The sequence below is a fragment of the Streptomyces sp. NPDC002619 genome (assembly GCF_042889305.1).
Taxonomy (GTDB): domain Bacteria; phylum Actinomycetota; class Actinomycetes; order Streptomycetales; family Streptomycetaceae; genus Streptomyces.
In genome coordinates, this window is the sequence record NZ_JBIAQV010000050.1 from 16,990 (window position 1) to 37,321 (window position 20,332).

The 20,332-nt window shown below is 73.0% G+C and carries 2 protein-coding genes; both read left to right on the forward strand.

All coding sequences use genetic code 11. The features are described from left to right. Positions 1-4,839: a type I polyketide synthase gene (locus tag ACFYXB_RS39025; protein WP_389589728.1), complete on the forward strand. Its 4,839-nt coding sequence runs from the start codon at positions 1-3 to the stop codon at positions 4,837-4,839. A gap of 82 nt (positions 4,840-4,921) precedes the next feature. Then, positions 4,922-20,329 (forward strand): SDR family NAD(P)-dependent oxidoreductase, encoded by a 15,408-nt coding sequence (locus ACFYXB_RS39030; protein ID WP_389589729.1) that lies wholly within the window; start codon positions 4,922-4,924, stop codon positions 20,327-20,329. Positions 20,330-20,332: the final 3 nt, after the last annotated feature.

Consider the following 20,332-nt stretch of genomic DNA (forward strand, 5'->3'; position numbering starts at 1 on the left):
ATGGGGACTGACGACAAACTTCGTGACTACCTCAGGCGCGCGACGGCCGATCTCCAGCAGACCAGGCGCTGGCTGCGCGAGGCCGAGGCCAAGGACCGCGAGCCGATCGCCATCGTCGCCATGAGCTGCCGGTACCCGGGCGACGTCACCTCGCCCGAGGACCTGTGGGATCTCGTGGACTCCGGCCGGGACGCCATCTCGTACTTCCCGGACAACCGCGGCTGGGACACCGAGGCGCTCTACGACCCCGAGCCCGCCAAGCCCGGCAAGACGTACAGCCGCGAGGGCGGATTCCTGCACGACGCCGGGTACTTCGACGCCGACTTCTTCAAGATGAGCCCCAAGGAGGCCAAGGAGACCGACCCGCAGCAGCGGCTGCTCCTGGAAACCGCCTGGGAGGCCCTGGAGCGGGCGGGCATCGACCCGGTCACCGTCAAGGAGACCAGGACCGGCGTCTTCGCCGGCGTCGTCTACCACGACTACCTCGTCGGCGGCGGCACCGGCAGCCTGGCCAGCGTCGCCTCCGGCCGCATCGCCTACACCCTCGGCCTCGAGGGCCCCGCGGTCACGGTCGACACGGCCTGCTCGTCCTCCCTGGTCGCCCTGCACCTGGCGGTCCAGGCACTGCGCTCGGGCGAGTGCACCCTCGCCTTCGCGGGCGGCGCGACCGTCATGGCCCACCCGCACTCCTTCGTCGGCTTCAGCCAGGACCGCGGACTGTCCCCCGACGGCCGCTGCAAGTCGTTCGCGGACGCCGCCGACGGCACCGGCTGGGGCGAGGGCGTGGGCATGCTCCTCGTCGAGCGTCTCTCGGACGCCCGCGCCAACGGCCACCCCGTGCTCGCGGTCGTCCGCGGCTCCGCCGTCAACCAGGACGGCGCCAGCAACGGCATCTCCGCCCCCAACGGCCCCTCCCAGCGCCGGGTCATCCAGCAGGCCCTGGCCTCGGCGCAGTTGACCGCCGACCAGGTCGACGCGGTGGAGGCACACGGCACGGGCACAGTCCTCGGCGATCCGATCGAGGCACAGGCCCTGCTCGCCACGTACGGACAGGGGCGGCCCGCGGACCGGCCCCTGTGGCTGGGCTCCCTCAAGTCGAACATCGGGCACGCCCAGGCCGCCGCCGGCGTCGGCGGCATCATCAAGGTCGTCGAAGCACTGCGGCACGGCGTACTCCCGCGAACGCTGCACGTGGACGAACCCAGCGCCAAGGTCGACTGGTCCGACGGCGCGGTCCGGCTGCTCACCGAGCCCCGGGAGTGGCCCGCCACCCCGGGCCGCCCGCGCCGCGCCGGCATCTCCTCCTTCGGCTTCAGCGGCACCAACGGCCACGTGATCATCGAGGAGGCGCCGCCGGCCGAGGACACCGAGCCCGGCGGGACGACCTCCGGCGCGGCCACAGTCGTGCCCGTCGTCCTCTCAGGCAAGAGCCCCGACGCCCTGCGCGAACAGGCACGGCGCCTGCTCGCCCGCGCCGAGGCCGACGACGAGCCCACCCTCCTCGACCTCGGCCACTCCCTCGCCACGACCCGCACGGCCCTCCAGGACCGGGCGGCCCTCATCGCCACCGACCGCGCCGAACTGCTCCGCAGGCTCACCACCCTGGCCGAGGACCGCCCGTCACCCGGCGTCGTACAGAGCGGCGCCTCGCGGGACGACGGACTGACGGCGTTCCTGTTCACGGGGCAGGGGGCGCAGCGGCTGGGGATGGGGCGGGAGTTGTATGCCGCGTTCCCGGTGTTCGCGGAGGCCTTCGATGCCGTCCTGGCCGAGCTGGATCTGCCGCTGCGGGATGTGGTCTGGGGTGAGGACGCCGGGCGGCTGGGTCGTACGGAGTTCACGCAGCCTGCGCTGTTTGCGATCGAGGTGGCGCTGTTCAGGCTGGTGGAGTCGTGGGGTATCAAGCCTGACTACCTGGCCGGGCACTCGATCGGTGAGTTCGCCGCCGCGCACGTCTCGGGCATCCTGTCACTCGCGGATGCGGCCAGGCTGGTGGCTGCTCGTGGCCGGTTGATGCAAGCCCTGCCGGACGGCGGCGCGATGGTCGCCGTCCAGGCCTCGGAGGACGAGGTTCGTCCGCTGCTGGCCGACGGCATCGATATAGCCGCCGTCAACGGCCCCACCGCGGTCGTGGTCTCCGGCGTCGAGGCGGAAGCCCTCCGTATCAAGGCGCATTTCGAGGCCGAGGGTCGCAAGACGACCCGCCTGAAGGTCTCGCACGCTTTCCACTCGCCGCTGATGGAGCCGATGCTCGACGAATTCCGTACCGTCGCCCAGGAGTTGTCGTACGGCACCCCGTCCATTCCGCTCGTTTCCACCCTCACCGGCACTGCGGTGAGCGGCGAGCTGTCCGACCCGGAGTACTGGGTCCGTCACGTCCGTGAGGCCGTCCGCTTCGCTGATGCCGTGCGCGTGCTGGCGGACAAGGGCGTCACCACGTACCTCGAGCTCGGCCCGGACGCGGCCCTGACCGCGATGGGCCGGCAGACCGCCGAGGAGGCGGTGTTCGTGCCGTTGCTGCGCCGCGACCGCGACGAGGAGACCGAGCTGGTCACCGGTGTCGCGCTGGCCCACTGCCGGGGCGTCGGCGTCGACTGGCGGGCCTTCTTCGCCGAGCGCGGGGCCGGGCTGGTCGACCTGCCGACGTACGCCTTCCAGCGCCGCTGGTTCTGGCGTGACCCGGAGGCCGCCGCCACCGCCGCCGCGCCCGTCAGCGCGGACGCCGTGGACACGGCCGTGTGGAACGCGCTGGAGCGGACGGACGCCCACTCGCTGGCCGACCGGATCGGCGTGCCGGCGCCCGTGCTGGACGAGGTACTGCCCGCGCTGAAGGACTGGCGCCGCCGGCAGCGCGACGAGGCCCGCACAGACTCCTGGTGCTACCGCGTCGACTGGCAGCCCGCCGCACTGCCGTCCGCCGAGCGCACCACACCGGACGGGACCTGGCTGCTCGCCGTGCCCGAAGGACGTACCGACGACCCGCGCGTGCGTGCCGTCACCGAGGGGCTCGCCGCGCAGGGCGTGTGGACCGTACGGCTCGAGGTCGGCGACCAGGACCGGGAGGCGCTCGCCGGACAGCTGAGCGCCTACACGAACCTGGCCGGAACGCTGTCGCTGCTCGCCCTCGACGACCGCCCCCACCCCCGCCACGGGTCGCTGTCGCGCGGCACCACCGCCACCGTCACCCTGGTGCAGGCCCTCGAGGACGCCGCACTCGACGCCCCGCTGTGGTGCGTCACCGCCCAGGCGGTCGCCGCCGGCCCCGACGACGGGACCGCCGACCCCGCGCAGGCGGCCGTGTGGGGACTGGGCTCCGCCCTCGCACTGGACCTTCCCGAACGCTGGGGCGGCCTGCTCGACCTGCCCGCCGCCGTCGACGCCGAGACCGTGGGCCGGCTGTGCCAGGTGCTCGCCGCGCCCGGCGACGAGGACCAACTCGCCCTGCGCGGCGACCGGGTGCTCGGCCGCCGCATGGTCCGCACCCCGCTCACCGACCGGCCCGCCGCCCGCGACTGGACGCCCCGCGGTACGACCCTGATCACCGGCGGCACCGGAGGACTCGGCGCGCACGTCGCCCGGCTGCTCGCCGACCGGGGAGCCGAACACCTGGTGCTGACCAGCCGCCGCGGACCGGACGCCGACGGAGTCGCGGACCTGGTTGCCGAACTGGCCGCACGCGGCACCCGGGTCACCGTCGAGGCGTGCGACGTCGCCGACCGCGAGGCGGTGCGCCGCCTGCTCGAGGCGATCCCCGAGGACCGGCCGCTGACCGCGGTCGTGCACGCGGCAGGCGTCATGCAGCGCATCGCCCCGCTGTCCGACCTGACCCTGGAGGAATTCGCCGCCGTCGCCGACGCCAAGGCGGGCGGCGCCCGGCACCTCGACGAACTGCTCGGCGACCGCCCGCTGGACGCCTTTGTGCTGTTCTCCTCCGGATCGGCGGTCTGGGGCAGCACCGGACAGGCCGCCTACGGCAGCGCCAACGCCTACCTCGACGCACTCGCCCGCGCCCGCCGGGCCCGCGGCGCCACCGCGACCTCCGTCGCCTGGGGCTCGTGGGACGGCGGCATGGTCGACGCCGAACTCGGCGCGGCCCTCAGCCGGATCGGCACCCCGCCGATGGACCCCGGCCTCGCCGCCGCCGCGCTGGGCCGCATCCTCGACCGCGACCTGACGCACCTCGTCGTCGCCGACATCGACTGGGTGCGCTTCGCCCCCGTCTACACCATGGCCCGCCCCCGCCCGCTGATCGACGCGGTGCCGGAGACCCGGGCCGCCCTCGACCCGGGCGCGGCGCAGGGCGGCGCCGACCAGGAGGGGCCGGGCTTCGCCGCACGGCTGAAGGAGCTGCCCGCGGCCCAGCAGGGCCGGGCGGTCCTCGACCTCGTCCGCACCCACGTGGCGGCGCTGCTCGGCTACGACGACCCCGCCGCCCTCGACCCCGCCCGGCCCTTCACCGACCTGGGCTTCGACTCGGTGGCCGCCACCGACCTCAAGCAGGCGCTGTTCGCCGCGACCGGCCTGCAACTGTCGGCCACGCTCGTCTTCGACCACGCGACCCCGGCCGCGCTCACCGCCCACCTGCGCGACGAGCTGTGCCCCGAGACGGACGGCGGCGGGATCATGGCCGTCCTCGCGGAGCTCGACCGGCTCGAGGAGACCCTGGCGGCCCTGCCGCCCGAGGACGTCGAACGGCACCGCATCCCCGGCCGGCTCCAGACCCTCACGGCCCGGCTCGCCGGGACCGGCACGGGACCGTCGCCGGACGAGCAACTCGCCGACGACGCGAGCGCCGACGACGTCCTCGCCTTCATCGACAAGGAACTCGGCCTCGCCTGAGCGGGCCCGCTGCACCGGCACCACCACAGCACCAACTGAACGTGATCACCCAGGACCACCGGAACCATGCGTATCCCAAAGGATGTTGCGAGGCGGGCAGATGGCTGACGATCAGAAACTCCTCGGGTACCTCAAGCGGGTCACGGCCGATCTGGCCCAGACCCGCCGCAGGCTCCAGGAGTACGAGGCCAGGGAGCAGGACCCGATCGCAATCGTGGCCATGAGCTGCCGCTACCCGGGCGGGGTCGCCTCCCCCGAGGAGCTGTGGCGGCTGGTGGCCGACGGCGTCGACGCGGTCGGCCCCTTCCCGGCCGACCGGGGCTGGAACCTGGACTCCGTCGACGACCTCGAATTCGCGCGGCGCGGCGGATTCATGGACCGGGCGGCCGAGTTCGACCCCGCCTTCTTCGGGATCTCGCCGCGCGAGGCCGTGGCCATGGACCCGCAGCAGCGGCTGATGCTGGAACTGTCCTGGGAGGCGCTGGAGCGGGCCGGCATCCCCGCCGACAAGGTGCGCGGCGGCCAAGTGGCCGTCTTCGCCGGATCCGGCTTCCAGGACTACGGCGACCTGCTCAACGCCGCCCCTGAGGCGGCCGGCCCCTTCATGGGCACGGCCGCCGTCGCCGCCGTCATCGCCGGCCGCGTCTCCTACACGCTGGGCCTCGAGGGCCCCTCGGTGACCGTGGACACCGCCTGCTCCTCCTCGCTGGTGGCCGTCCACCTCGCCGCCCAGGCCCTGCGCGAACGGGAGTGCACCCTCGCGCTGGCCGGCGGCGTGATGGTGATGTCCACCCCGGGCCCCTTCGTCGGCATGGCCCGGCAGGGCGGACTGGCCGCCGACGGCCGCGCCAAGGCCTTCGCGGACGCCGCCGACGGCACCGGCTGGGCCGAGGGCGCCGGCATCCTCGTACTCGAACGCCTCTCGGACGCCCGCGCCGCAGGCCACCCCGTGCTCGCCGTGGTCAAGGGCTCGGCGATCAACCAGGACGGCGCCAGCAACGGCCTCACCGCCCCCAACGGCCCCTCCCAGCAGCGCGTCATCCGCGAGGCCCTCAGCGCCGCCGGTGTCTCCGCCACCCAGCTCGACCTGGTCGAGGGCCACGGCACGGGCACCACGCTGGGCGACCCCATCGAGGCACAGGCACTGCTCGCCACCTACGGGCAGGGCCGCCCGGAGGACCGCCCCCTGTGGCTGGGCTCCCTGAAGTCGAACATCGGGCACGCCCAAGCGGCGGCCGGCGTCGGCGGCATCATCAAGATGGTCATGGCGATGCGGCACGAGACCATGCCGCGCACCCTGCACGTCGACCGGCCCTCCACCCACGTCGACTGGAGCGCAGGCAACGTCCAGCTGCTCACCGACGCCCGCCCCTGGCCCCGCGGCGAGCACCCGCGCCGGGCCGCCGTCTCGGCGTTCGGCGTCAGCGGCACCAACGCCCACCTGATCCTCGAGGAGGCACCCGCACCCGAGCCCGTCGAGGACGAGGCCGAGGCGACCGCACTGGCCCCGGCCACCTGGCCGGCCGGCGCCCCGCTGCCCTGGCTCGTCTCCGCCCGCAGCGCCGACGCCCTGCGCGCCCAGGCCGAGCGGATCGGCACCCACGTCGCAGAGCGCACCGACCTTGGCCCCCTCGACCTGAGCCACTCCCTCGCGACCACCCGTGCCACGCTGGAACACCGCGCGGTCGTCCTGGCCGACGACCGCGAGTCGGCCGTCACGGCCCTCGCTTCCCTCGCCGCCGACGAAACCCGCTCCGAGGTGCTGCGCGGCACCGTCTCCGACGGTCTGACAGCGTTCCTGTTCACGGGGCAGGGGGCGCAGCGCGTCGGTATGGGACGCGAACTCTACGACGCGTTCCCGGTGTTCGCGGAGGCCTTCGACGGCGTGCTCGCCGAGCTGGATCTGCCGCTGCGGGATGTCATCTGGGGTGAGGACGCCGGGCGGCTGGGTCGTACGGAGTTCACGCAGCCTGCGTTGTTCGCGATCGAGGTGGCGCTGTACCGGCTGGTGGAGTCGTGGGGTGTCAAGCCCGACTATCTGGCCGGCCACTCGATCGGTGAGTTCGCGGCCGCGCATGTCTCGGGTGTCCTGTCACTGACGGACGCGGCCAGGCTGGTTTCTGCGCGTGGCCGGTTGATGCAGGCCCTGCCGGAGGGCGGGGCGATGGTCGCCGTACAGGCCACGGAGGACGAGGTTCGTCCGCTGCTGGCCGACGGCATCGGTATCGCGGCCGTCAACGGGCCCACGTCCGTGGTCGTCTCGGGCGTCGAGGCGGAAGCCCTTCGTATCAAGGCGCATTTCGAAGCCGAGGGCCGTAAGACGACCCGCCTGAAGGTCTCCCATGCCTTCCACTCGCCGTTGATGGAGCCGATGCTCGACGAATTCCGTGCCATTGCCCAGGAGTTGTCGTACGGCACCCCGTCCATTCCGATCGTCTCCACCCTCACCGGCACTGCGGTGAGCGGCGAGCTGTCCGACCCGGAGTACTGGGTCCGTCACGTCCGTGAGGCCGTCCGCTTCGCGGATGCCGTCAAGGTGCTGGAGTCCGAGGGCGTCACCCACTTCCTCGAGCTGGGCCCGGACGCCGTACTCACGGCGATGGGCCAGCAGTCCGCCGAGAACGCGGCCTTCGTGCCCGCGCTGCGCCGCGACCGGCCGGAGGCCGCCGCCGTGCTCACGGCCGCCGGACAGCTGCACGTGCGCGGCGTGGCCGTGGACTGGACGGGCGTCTTCGCCGGGCGTGGCGCGGGCCGGGTCGACCTGCCGACGTATGTCTTCCAGCGCGGCCACTACTGGATCACCCCCGAGAACGGCGCCGGCGACGTCGCCTCCGCCGGTCTCGACGCCGCCGACCACCCGCTGCTCGGTGCCGCGGTGACGCTGGCCGACACGGACGGCGTGCTGCTGACCGGCCGGCTGTCGACCTCCGCGCAGCCGTGGCTGGCAGACCACGTGGTGGGCGGCACCGTCCTCTTCCCCGGCACCGGCTTCGTCGAACTGGCCGTACGCGCCGGCGACCAGGTCGGCTGCGACGTCCTGGAGGAACTGACCCTGGAGGCGCCGCTCGCCCTGCCCGAGCGCGGTGCCGTGCAGGTGCAGGTCGCCGTGGGGGCGGCCGACGGCTCCGGCACCCGCACGCTGACCGTGCACTCCCGTCCCTCCCAGGACGCCCCGTGGACCCGGCACGCGGCCGGTGTGCTGGCGCGCGGCGCGGACCAGGGACGCTTCGACCTGACCCAGTGGCCGCCGCCCGGCGCCGAACCCCTCGACGTGACCGGGCTGTACTCGGACCTCACCGGACTCGGCCTCCAGTACGGCCCGGTGTTCCAGGGGCTGAAGGCCGCCTGGCGCGACGGCGAGACGGTGTACGCGGAGGTCGCCCTCCCCGAGCAGGGGCACAAGGACGCGGAGCGGCTGGGCCTGCACCCCGCAGTCCTCGACGCGGCCCTGCACGCCGTCAGCTTCACCGGCGTGACCGGCGGGCAGGCCGCTCTTCCCTTCGCCTGGTCCGGGGTCACCCTCCACGCGGCGGGAGCCGCCGCCGTACGGGTACGGCTGACGCCGACCGGTTCGGGCGTCGCCCTCGCCCTTGCCGACGCCGGCGGGCGCCCGGTGGCCACGATCGAGTCCCTGGTGCTGCGGCCCATCTCCGAGGAGCAGCTGGCCGCCGCCCGGACCGGTTTCCACGACTCCCTCCACCACGTCGAGTGGACCCCCCTCCCGGCGGTCGCGGCCGAGGCGCAGCCGCCCGCCGCTGTCTTCACCAGCACCCGCGGCACGGATGCCGGTGAGGTGCGGTCGGCAGTGCACCGGGCGCTGGCCGAACTGCAGGGTGCCGAGGGGCAGTTGGTGTTCGTCACCCGAGGTGCGGTGGCGCTGCCGGGCGAGGATGTCACCGACCTGGCCGGGGCCGCCGTATGGGGCCTGGTGCGCTCGGCGCAGGCCGAGGACCCGGGCCGGTTCGTGCTGGTCGACGTCGACGAGGACGGTGACGCCGCCGTCTCCCTCGCCCTGGCGACCGGCGAACCACAGGTCGTCGTGCGCGGCACGACCGCCTACGGCGCCCGGCTGGCCCGTACGCCCGTGGCGGTCGACGAGGAGGCCCCGGCCTTCTCGGCCGAGGGCACGGTCCTGCTGACCGGTGCGACCGGCACTCTGGGCGCTCTGTTCGCCCGGCACCTGGTCACCGAGCACGGTGTACGGCGTCTGCTGCTGACCAGCCGCCGTGGTGAACAGGCACCTGGAGCAAGGGAGTTGACGGCGGACCTGACCGCGCTGGGCGCCGAGGTGACGGTGGCCGCCTGCGACGCCGCCGACCGCGAGGCCCTGGCCGCGCTGCTCCAGGACGTCGACCTGTCCGCAGTGGTCCACGTGGCCGGCGTCCTGGACGACGGCATCATCGCCTCCCTCACGCCCGAGCGGGTGGACAAGGTGCTGCGCCCGAAGGTGGACGCGGCCCTCAACCTGCACGAGCTCACGGCCGACAAGAGCCTGACGGCCTTCGTCCTCTTCTCCTCCGGTTCCGGCACCCTGGGCGCTCCCGGCCAGGGCAACTACGCCGCCGCCAACGCCTTCCTCGACGGCCTCGCCGCCCACCGCAAGGCCCACGGTCTGCCCGCCCAGTCTCTGGCCTGGGGCCTGTGGGCCGGAGGCATGGCCGACACCCTCGACGAGGCGGAGCGCGGCCGGATATCCCAGGGCGGCATCCACGCGCTCACCCCCGAGGAGGGGCTCGCGCTCTTCGACGCCGCACGGCGCAGCACCGAACCCACCCTCGTCCCCGTCAAGTTCGACCTTGCCGCGCTGCGTTCCCAGGGCGAGGACGCGCCCGCCCTGCTGCGCGGGCTCGTCCCGGCCGGCACCCGGCGCCGCCGCAGCGCGGGCACCGCCAGGACCGAGACCGGCACGCTGAAGAACCGGCTCGCCGCGCTGCCGGCGGAGGAACGCCGGCAGGCAGTGCTCGACCTGGTCCTCAACCGGGCGGCCGTCGTCCTCGGCTTCGCCGACGCCCGGGCGATCGAGCCCGAGCGCGCCTTCCGGGACCTCGGCGTCGACTCCCTGGCCGCCGTCGAACTCCGCAACGGCCTCAACGACGACACCGGCCTGCGACTGCCCGCCACCCTCGTCTTCGACTACCCGAGCCCGGTCGACGTGGCCCGCCACATCCTGGAGGAACTGTCCGGCCAGGACGCGCCCGCGCCCGCGACCGCACCCGCCAAGGCCACCGCCCTCGACGACGACCCGATCGCGATCGTCGGCATGAGCTGCCGCTATCCGGGTGGGGTGGAGACGCCGGAGGACCTGTGGCGGCTGGTGGCCGGCGGGGTGGACGCGGTGTCGGAGTTCCCGACGAACCGTGGCTGGAACATCGACGAGCTGTACGACCCGAACTCCGAGCGCCCGAACACCAGTTACGTCAAGCACGGTGGTTTCCTGCACGACGCCGCCGACTTCGACCCGGCCTTCTTCGGCATCTCCCCCAACGAGGCCCTGGGCATGGACCCGCAGCAGCGGCTGCTGCTGGAGACGTCGTGGGAGGCGATCGAGCGGGCCGGCATCGACCCCGCCACGCTCAAGGGCACGGCCACCGGCGTCTTCGCCGGGATGATGTACCACGACTACGCCGCGAACAGCGGCACCGGCGCCATCGCCTCCGGCCGCGTCTCGTACGTCTTCGGCCTCGAAGGCCCCGCCGTCACGATCGACACGGCCTGCTCGTCGTCGCTGGTGGCGTTGCATCTGGCGGCGCAGGCGCTGCGGTCGGGCGAGTGCTCGCTGGCGCTGGCCGGTGGTGTCGCGGTGATGGCGACGCCGGAGGCGTTCGTGGAGTTCAGCCGTCAGCGGGGTCTGGCCCCCGACGGCCGCTGCAAGTCCTTCGCCGCGACGACGGACGGTACGGCGTGGGGCGAGGGCGTGGGCATGCTCCTCGTCGAGCGCCTCTCGGACGCCCGCCGCAACGGCCACCCGGTGCTCGCCGTAGTGCGCGGATCCGCCCTCAACCAGGACGGCGCCAGCAACGGCCTGACCGCCCCCAACGGTCCCTCGCAGCGCCGGGTGATCCGGCAGGCGCTGGCCTCGGCGGGCCTGACCACGAACGACGTGGACGCGATCGAGGCGCACGGCACGGGCACCACGCTGGGTGACCCGATCGAGGCGCAGGCACTGCTGGCGACGTACGGCAAGGACCGCCCGGAGGACCAGCCCCTCTGGCTGGGCTCCATCAAGTCGAACATGGGCCACACCCAGGCCGCGGCCGGCGTCTCGGGCATCATCAAGATGGTCGAGGCGATCCGGAACGGCGTCCTGCCCCCCACCCTGCACGTCGACGAACCCACCCACCAGGTCGACTGGTCCGAGGGCAACATCCGCCTGCTGACAGAGTCCCAGCCCTGGCCGGAGACGGGCCGTCCCCGCCGGGCGGGTGTCTCCTCCTTCGGCATCAGCGGCACCAACGCCCACGTCATCATCGAACAGGCCCCCGACCTCGACACCGAGCAGCCCCCGACCGGGTCCGACCTTCCCGCCGTACCGTGGCTGCTCTCCGCGAAGACGGACGAGGCCCTGCGCGGCCAGGCCGAACGCCTGCGGGCGTACGTGGAGAGCGACCCGGCCCTGCGACCCGTGGACGTCGCCTACTCCCTGTCCACCGACCGATCCGCCATGGACCGCCGCCTCGCGGTGGTGGGTGCGGATCGGGAGGAGCTGCTTGCGGGTCTGACTGCGTACGCGGAGGGCCGGTCGGCGGCTGGTGTGGTGCAGGGGAGTGTGCGGGGGGCCGGTCGAACGGCGTTCCTGTTCACGGGGCAGGGGGCGCAGCGCGTCGGTATGGGGCGGGAGTTGTATGCCGCGTTCCCGGTGTTCGCGGAGGCCTTCGACGGCGTGCTCGCCGAGCTGGATCTGCCGCTGCGGGATGTCATCTGGGGTGAGGACGCGGAGCGGCTGAGTCGTACGGAGTTCACCCAGCCTGCGCTGTTCGCGATCGAGGTGGCGCTGTACCGGCTCGTCGAGTCGTGGGGTATCAAGCCCGACTACCTGGCCGGCCACTCGATCGGTGAGTTCGCGGCCGCGCATGTCTCGGGTGTCCTGTCGCTGACGGACGCGGCCAGGCTGGTTTCTGCGCGTGGCCGTTTGATGCAGGCTCTGCCGGAGGGCGGGGCGATGGTCGCTGTGCAGGCAACCGAGGCTGAGGTTCGTCCGCTGCTGGCCGACGGCATCGGTATCGCGGCCGTCAACGGCCCCACTGCGGTGGTCGTCTCGGGCGTCGAATCGGAAGCCCTACGCATCAAGGCGCATTTCGAGGCCGAGGACCGTAAGACGACCCGGCTGAAGGTCTCCCATGCCTTCCACTCGCCGTTGATGGAGCCGATGCTCGACGAATTCCGTGCCATCGCCCAGGAGTTGTCGTACGGCACCCCGTCCATTCCGATCGTCTCCACCCTCACCGGCACTGCGGTGAGCGACGACCTGTCCGACCCGGAGTACTGGGTCCGCCACGTCCGCGAAGCCGTCCGCTTCGCGGATGCCGTCAAGGTGCTGGAGTCCGAGGGCGTCACCCGCTTCCTCGAGCTGGGCCCGGACGCCGTACTCACGGCGATGGGCCGGCAGTCGGCCGAGAACGCGGCCTTCGTGCCCGCGTTGCGCCGCGACCGGCCGGAGGCCGCCGAGGTGGTCTCGGCGGTGGCGCGGATCGCCGTGTGGGGCGGGACGGTCGACTGGACGGCTTTCTACGCGGGCACCGGCGCCCGCCGCGTCGATCTGCCGACGTACGCCTTCCAGCGGCAGCGCTACTGGCTGGACGCGCTGGAGTACTGGGCCGACGCCTGGGCGGGCGCGGACACCGGCGGAGTCACGTCGGCCGGTCTGGACCGGGCGGCCCATCCGCTGCTCGGTGCCGTGCTTGCGTCGCCGGACAGTGACGGTGTGGTGCTGACGGGGCGGCTGTCGACGTCCTCGCAGCCGTGGCTGGCGGATCACGCCGTCGGCGGCACCGTCCTCTTCCCGGGCACGGGCCTGGTGGAGCTGGCGATCGCCGCAGGCGACCGGGTCGGTTGCGGCCGGCTGGAGGAGCTGACGCTTCAGGCGCCGCTGGTACTGCCGGAGCGGGGCGGGGTCGCCGTACAGGTGGTGGTGGGCACCGCCGCCGACGACGGCACGCGTCCGGTGCATGTGTACGCCCGCCCCGACGACGAGGAGCAGGCCTGGACGCGCCACGCGACCGGTCTGCTGTCCGCCGGAGCGCTGGCGCCCTCCTTCGACCTGGCCCAGTGGCCGCCGCGCGGTGCCGAGGCGGTCGACCTGACCGGGATGTACGACACCCTCGCGGAGGCCGGCCTGGAGTACGGGCCGGTGTTCCAGGGCCTGACGGCCGCCTGGCGCTCCGGTGAGGACGTGTACGCCGAGGTCGCCCTGCCCGAGGAGACGAGCGTCGACGGGTTCGGGGTGCACCCGGCCCTGCTGGACGCGTGCCTGCATGCGACCGGGCTGCTGGCGGGCGGCGCCGAGGCCACGCGGCTGCCCTTCGCGTGGACCGGCGTCTCCCTGCACGCCACCGGTGCCGCCCGGCTCCGGGTACGGCTCTCCCGTCAGGGCGCCGAGGGCGTCTCCCTGGAGGTCGCCGACGAGCAGGGCCGTCCGGTCGCCACGGTCGGTTCGCTGGTCCTCCGGGCGGTGTCGGCGGACCAGCAGGCGGCGGCCCGGCCGGCGTTCCACGAGTCCTTGTTCCAGCTGGACTGGGTACGGCTGCCGGAGGTGCGGGCCGATGGAACGACGCCAGGTGATGTGGTGGTGCTCCGCACTGAAGCGGGTGCGGATGCGGACGCCGTGCGGACGGCGGTGCATCGGGCGCTCGCCGAGCTGCGGTCGGCTGCCGGGCGGCTGGCGGTCGTAACGCGCCGCGCAGTGGCACTCCCGGGCGAGGACGTCAACGACCTGGCGGGTGCCGCCGTTTGGGGTCTGGTGCGCTCGGCTCAATCGGAGGACCCGGACCGCTTCGTCCTGGTCGACGTCGACGAGGACGGCGCCGCCGCCGTGTCCCTGGCGCTCGCGTCGGGGGAGTCGCAGGTCGTCGTCCGGGACGGTGCCGCGTACGGCGCCCGGCTCGTGCGCACCCCGGTGGCGCAGGACGACGAGACACGGCCCGCGTCGGTCTTCTCGGCCGAGGGCACGGTTCTGCTCACTGGTGCGACCGGCACTCTGGGGGGGCTGTTTGCCCGGCACCTGGTCGCTGAGCACGGTGTACGTCGTCTGCTGCTGACCAGCCGACGTGGTGAACAGGCCCCGGGTATGCCAGAGTTGGCGGCGGAGCTGACCGCGCTGGGTGCGGAGGTGACGGTGGCCGCCTGCGACGCGGCCGACCGTGAGGCGCTGGCGGCGCTCATCGAGGACGTCGACCTGTCCGGCGTGGTGCACGTGGCGGGTGTCCTGGACGACGGCGTGATCGCGTCGCTCACTTCGGAGCGGGTGGACAAGGTGCTGCGTCCGAAGGTGGACGCGGCCCTCAACCTGCACGACCTGACCGCCGGCAAGAACCTGACCGCCTTCGTGCTGTTCTCGTCGGCCGCCGGAACGCTGGGCAACCCGGGACAGGGCAACTACGCCGCCGCCAACACGTTCCTGGACGCCCTGGCCGCCCACCGGCAGGCGCAGGGTCTGCCCGCGCAGTCCCTGGCCTGGGGTCTGTGGGGCGGGGGCATGGCGGGTGAACTGAGCCAGGCCGACATCGACCGGATGAACAGCACCGGTGTGCACGCGCTCTCACCGGAGCAGGGCCTGGAGCTGTTCGACACGGCGGGCGCGCTCCCCGCGCCCGCCGTGGTCCCCATCCGGCTGGACGTCAAGGCACTCGGCGCGAGTGACGGCGAACTGCCCGAGCTCTTCCGCAGCCTGGTCCGCCGCCCGGCCCGCCGGGTCGTCAGCGGTACGACGGGCACCGCGACCGCGTCGGCCCTGGCCCAGCGGCTCGCCGGGATGTCCCCCGAGGCGCAGGAGGCCGAGATCCTCGGCCTCGTCCGGGCCACGGCCGCGGCGACCCTCGGGCACGCGGGACCGGAGGCCATCGACCCGGAACAGGCCTTCAGCGAGCTGGGCTTCGACTCGCTCAGCGCGGTCGAGTTCCGCAACGGCCTCGGCGAGGCCGTCGGCCGGCGCCTGCCCGCCACCCTCGTCTTCGACTACCCCAGCCCGGCCGTGCTCGCCCGGCACCTGGCCCAGGAGGTCACGGGCACCGGCGCCGACACCACGGGCGCCGCCACCACCGTGGCCGTGACCGACGGCGACCCGATCGTGATCGTCGGCATGAGCTGCCGCTATCCGGGTGGGGTGGAGACGCCGGAGGATCTGTGGCGGCTGGTGGCCGGTGGGGTGGACGCGGTGTCGGAGTTCCCGACGAACCGTGGCTGGAACATCGACGAGCTGTACGACCCGAACTCCGAGCGCCCGGACACGAGTTACGTCAAGCACGGTGGTTTCCTGCACGACGCGGGCGACTTCGACCCCGACTTCTTCGGCATCAGCCCCAACGAGGCGCTGGCCATCGACCCGCAGCAGCGACTGCTGCTGGAGACGTCGTGGGAGGCGATCGAGCGGGCGGGCATCGACCCGGCCACGCTGAAGGGTTCGGCCACCGGTGTCTTCGCCGGGATGATGTACCACGACTACCAGGACAACACGAACACCGGCTCCGTCGCGTCGGGCCGCGTGTCCTACACCTTCGGCCTCGAGGGCCCCTCGGTGACCGTGGACACGGCCTGCTCGTCGTCGCTGGTGGCGTTGCATCTGGCGGCGCAGGCGCTGCGGTCGGGTGAGTGCTCGCTGGCGCTGGCGGGTGGTGTCGCGGTGATGGCGACGCCGGAGGCGTTCGTGGAGTTCAGCCGTCAGCGGGGTCTGGCCCCCGACGGCCGCTGCAAGTCCTTCGCCGCGTCGACGGACGGTACGGCGTGGGGCGAGGGCGTGGGCATGCTCCTCGTCGAGCGCCTCTCGGACGCCCGGGCCAACGGCCACCCCGTCCTCGCGATCGTCAAGGGCTCGGCGGTGAACCAGGACGGCGCGAGCAACGGCCTGACCGCGCCGAACGGTCCCTCGCAGCGCCGGGTGATCCGGCAGGCGCTGGCCTCGGCGGGTCTGACCACGAACGACGTGGACGCGATCGAGGCGCACGGCACGGGCACCACGCTGGGTGACCCGATCGAGGCGCAGGCGCTGTTGGCGACGTACGGCAAGGACCGCCCGGAGGACCAGCCCCTCTGGCTGGGCTCCATCAAGTCGAACATGGGCCACACCCAGGCCGCGGCCGGCGTCTCGGGCATCATCAAGATGGTCGAGGCGATCCGGAACGGTGTGTTGCCGCCGACTCTGCACGTGGACGAGCCGACGCCGCAGGTGGACTGGTCGGAGGGCAATGTCCGGCTGCTGACCGAGTCCCGTGCCTGGCCGGAGACGGGTCGTCCGCGCCGGGCGGGTGTCTCCTCGTTCGGTATCAGCGGCACCAACGCCCACGTCATCATCGAACAGGCCCCGGCAGAAGACCGGGCCGAGGCCGAGGGGACGGCTCCCGACACGATCGTCTGGCCGCTGTCCGGCAAGACCCCGGAAGCCCTCCGCGCCCAGGCCGAACGCCTGCGGACCTACGTCGACGGCGACCCCGCCATGCGCCTGCAGGACGTCGCCTACTCCCTCGCCACCCGCCGCACTGCGCTGGACTTCCGGGCGGCGGTGGTGGGCGCGGACCGGGAGGAACTGCTTGCGGGTCTGACCGCGTACGTGGAGGGCCGGTCGGCGGCTGGTGTGGTGCAGGGGAGTGTGCGGGGGGCTGGTCGTACGGCGTTCCTGTTCACGGGGCAGGGGGCGCAGCGCGTCGGTATGGGACGCGAACTCTACGACGCGTTCCCGGTGTTCGCGGAGGCCTTCGACGGCGTGCTCGCCGAGCTGGATCTGCCGCTGCGGGATGTCATCTGGGGTGAGGACGCCGGGCGGCTGAGTCGTACGGAGTTCACCCAGCCTGCGCTGTTCGCGATCGAGGTCGCTCTCTACCGGCTCGTCGAGTCGTGGGGTATCAAGCCCGACTACCTGGCCGGCCACTCGATCGGTGAGTTCGCGGCCGCGCATGTCTCGGGTGTCCTGTCACTGGTGGACGCGGCCAGGCTGGTTTCTGCGCGTGGCCGGTTGATGCAGGCCCTGCCGGAGGGCGGGGCGATGGTCGCCGTGCAGGCCACCGAGGACGAGGTACGTCCGCTGCTGGCCGACGGCATCGGTATCGCGGCCGTCAACGGCCCCACTGCGGTGGTCGTCTCGGGCGTCGAGGCGGAAGCCCTTCGTATCAAGGCGCACTTCGAGGCCGAGGGCCGTAAGACGACCCGGCTGAAGGTCTCCCATGCCTTCCACTCGCCGTTGATGGAGCCGATGCTCGACGAATTCCGTGCCATTGCACAGGAGTTGTCGTACGGCACCCCGTCCATTCCGATCGTCTCCACCCTCACCGGCACTGCGGTGGGCGACGACCTGTCCGACCCGGAGTACTGGGTCCGCCACGTCCGCGAAGCCGTCCGCTTCGCCGATGCCGTCAAGGTGCTGGAGTCCGAGGGCGTCACCCGCTTCCTCGAGCTGGGCCCCGACGCCGTACTGACCGCGATGGCGCAGCAGTCGGTGGAGTCGGAGTCGGCGGTGCTGGCGGCCGCGCTCCGCCAGGGCCGGGCCGAGGTGCCCACGCTCCTGGGCACCGTCGCCCGGCTGCACGTCTCCGGGACCACCCCCGACTGGGCGGCGTTCTACGCCGGCACCGGAGCCCGAGCAGTCGACGGACTGCCGACGTACGCCTTCCAGCGCAGCACGTACTGGCTGGACAGCATCGTCGAGACGGGTACCGCCCTGTCCGAGATGGGCATCGGCTCCTCCGGACACGCGCTGCTCGGCGCGGCCGTGACGCTGGCCGACAGCGACGGTGTGGTGCTGACCGGTAGGTTGTCGACGTCCTCCCAGCCGTGGCTGGCGGATCACGCCGTCGGCGGCACCGTCCTCTTCCCGGGCACCGGCCTGGTGGAGCTGGCGATCCGCGCCGGCGACGAGGTCGGCAGCGACCAGCTGGAGGAGCTGACGCTTCAGGCGCCGCTGATACTGCCCGAGCGGGGCGGAATCCAGGTCCAGGTGTCCGTCGGGGCACCTGGGGAGAGCGGCGCCCGGCCGGTCGGCATCCACTCGCGTGCCGAAGGGGACGACGAGCCGTGGGTGCGCCACGCCGTGGGCCTGCTCACCTCAGTGGCCCGGCAGCCGTCGTTCGACCTGGTGCAGTGGCCGCCGGCGGGTGCGGAGTCGGTGGATGTGGAGGGTCTGTACGAGGGGTTGGCGGAGGCCGGTCTGGAGTACGGGCCGGTGTTCCAGGGCCTGACGGCTGCCTGGCGTTCCGGTGAGGAGATTTACGCAGAGATCGCACTGCCCGAGGACACAGCCGTCGACGGCTTCGGGGTGCACCCGGCGCTGCTGGACGCGTGCCTGCACGCGATCGGGTTGCGGGCGCGTGGCGATGACCGTTCGGCGCGGTTGCCGTTCGCGTGGACGGGTGTGTCCTTCCACGCCTCGGGTGCCGCCCGGGTACGGCTGAAGCTCACCTTCGCGGGAGAAGCGGTCTCGCTCACTGTCGCCGACGGCGCGGGCCGCCCGGTGGCGAGCGTCGAGGCTCTTGCTCTGCGGGAGATCTCCGCCGATCAGTTGGCGGCTGCGGGCTCGGCGTTCCACGAGTCGCTGTTCCAGCTGGACTGGGTGACGCTGCCCGGGACGACGCAGACCGGGCCGGTGCCGGCTGACGTGGCGGTGCTGCGCTACGCCTCCGGCACGGATGCCGAGGCGGTGCGGTCGGCGGTGCACCATGCGCTGGCCGAACTGCAGGCTGCCGAGGGGAAGTTGGTCTTCGTCACCCGGGGTGCGGTGGCGCTGCCGGGTGAGGATGTCACCGACCTGGCCGGCGCCGCCGTATGGGGCCTCGTCCGCTCGGCCCAGTCCGAGTCACCCGACCGCTTCGTGCTGGTCGACACCGACGAGGACGGCGAGGACACCGCCGTGTCCCTGGCACTCGCGTCGGGCGAACCGCAGGTCGTCGTGCGTGGCACGACCGCCTACGGTGCCCGGCTGGCCCGTACGCCCGCGGCGGTCGACGAGCAGACCCCGGCCTTCTCCTCCGAGGGCACGGTCCTGCTGACCGGTGCGACCGGCACTCTGGGTGGGCTGTTTGCCCGGCATCTGGTCGCTGAGTACGGTGTACGGCGTCTGCTGCTGACCAGCCGTCGCGGTGAACAGGCCCCGGGTATACGGGAGTTGGCGGCGGAGCTGACCGCGCTGGGTGCGGAGGTGACGGTGGCCGCCTGTGACGCGGCCGACCGTGAGGCGCTGGCGGCGCTCATCGAGGGCGTCGACCTGTCGGGCGTGGTGCACGTGGCGGGTGTCCTGGACGACGGCGTGATCGCGTCGCTCACTCCGGAGCGGGTGGACAAGGTGCTGCGTCCGAAGGTGGACGCGGCCCTCAACCTGCACGACCTGACCGCCGACAAGAACCTGACCGCCTTCGTCCTCTTCTCCTCCGCGGCCGGTGTCTTCGGCAACCCGGGCCAGGGCAACTACGCCGCCGCCAACACATTCCTGGACGCCCTGGCCGCCCACCGGCAGGCGCAGGGTCTGCCCGCCCAGTCCCTAGCCTGGGGTCTGTGGGGCGACGACGCCGAGGGCATGGCGGGTGAGCTGAGCCAGGCGGACCTGGAGCGCATGCAGCGCACCGGCGTGCACGCGATCTCGGCCCGGGAAGGCCTGGAGCTGTTCGACGCGGCGGGGACGCTGCCCGCGCCTGCCCTGGTGCCCATCCGCCTCGACCTGAAGGCGCTGCGCTCGGCGGGCGAGGACCTGCCCACCCTGTTCAAGGGCCTGGTCCGCACGCCCGCCCGGCGTACCGCGGCGGCGGGTGGTGGCGGGGCCTTTGCGACCGCGCTCAAGCAACAGCTCACCGGCCTCTCCGTGGAGGAGCAGGAAGCCCTGCTGCTGGACACCGTCCGCACGCATGCGGCGACCATCCTCGGCCACGCGGGCGCCGACGCCGTCGACCCGGACCGGGCCTTCAGCGAGCTGGGCTTCGACTCGCTCAGCGCGGTCGAGTTCCGCAACGTGCTCAACGGACTCAGCGGACTGCGGCTGCCGCCCACGCTCGTCTTCGACTACCCCAACGCCAGGGCGCTGGCCGACCACATACGAGTGGAGCTCGTCCCGGACTCGGGCGGCGACGGCAACGCTGGGGGGTCGGGCGAGGCCGAGATCCGCGAGGTCCTGCAGACCATTCCGCTCAGCAGGTTGCGGGACGCGGGTCTGCTGGACGCCCTGCTCGAACTCGGCGGCGTCAGCGACGCAGGAACCGAACCGGACGAGGCCGACGAGGCCTGGGAGGGCTCGATCGACGACATGGACGCCGAAAGCCTCATCAGCCTCGCGCTCAGCAGCGGGGAAACGGGAGATGTGTAATGG

Excerpts from the sequence above, each read along its gene's own strand:
- ACFYXB_RS39030 (WP_389589729.1), top strand. The coding sequence starts at position 4,922 with ATGTTGCGAGGCGGGCAGATGGCTGACGATCAGAAACTCCTCGGGTAC.
- ACFYXB_RS39025 (WP_389589728.1), top strand. The coding sequence starts at position 1 with ATGGGGACTGACGACAAACTTCGTGACTACCTCAGGCGCGCGACGGCC.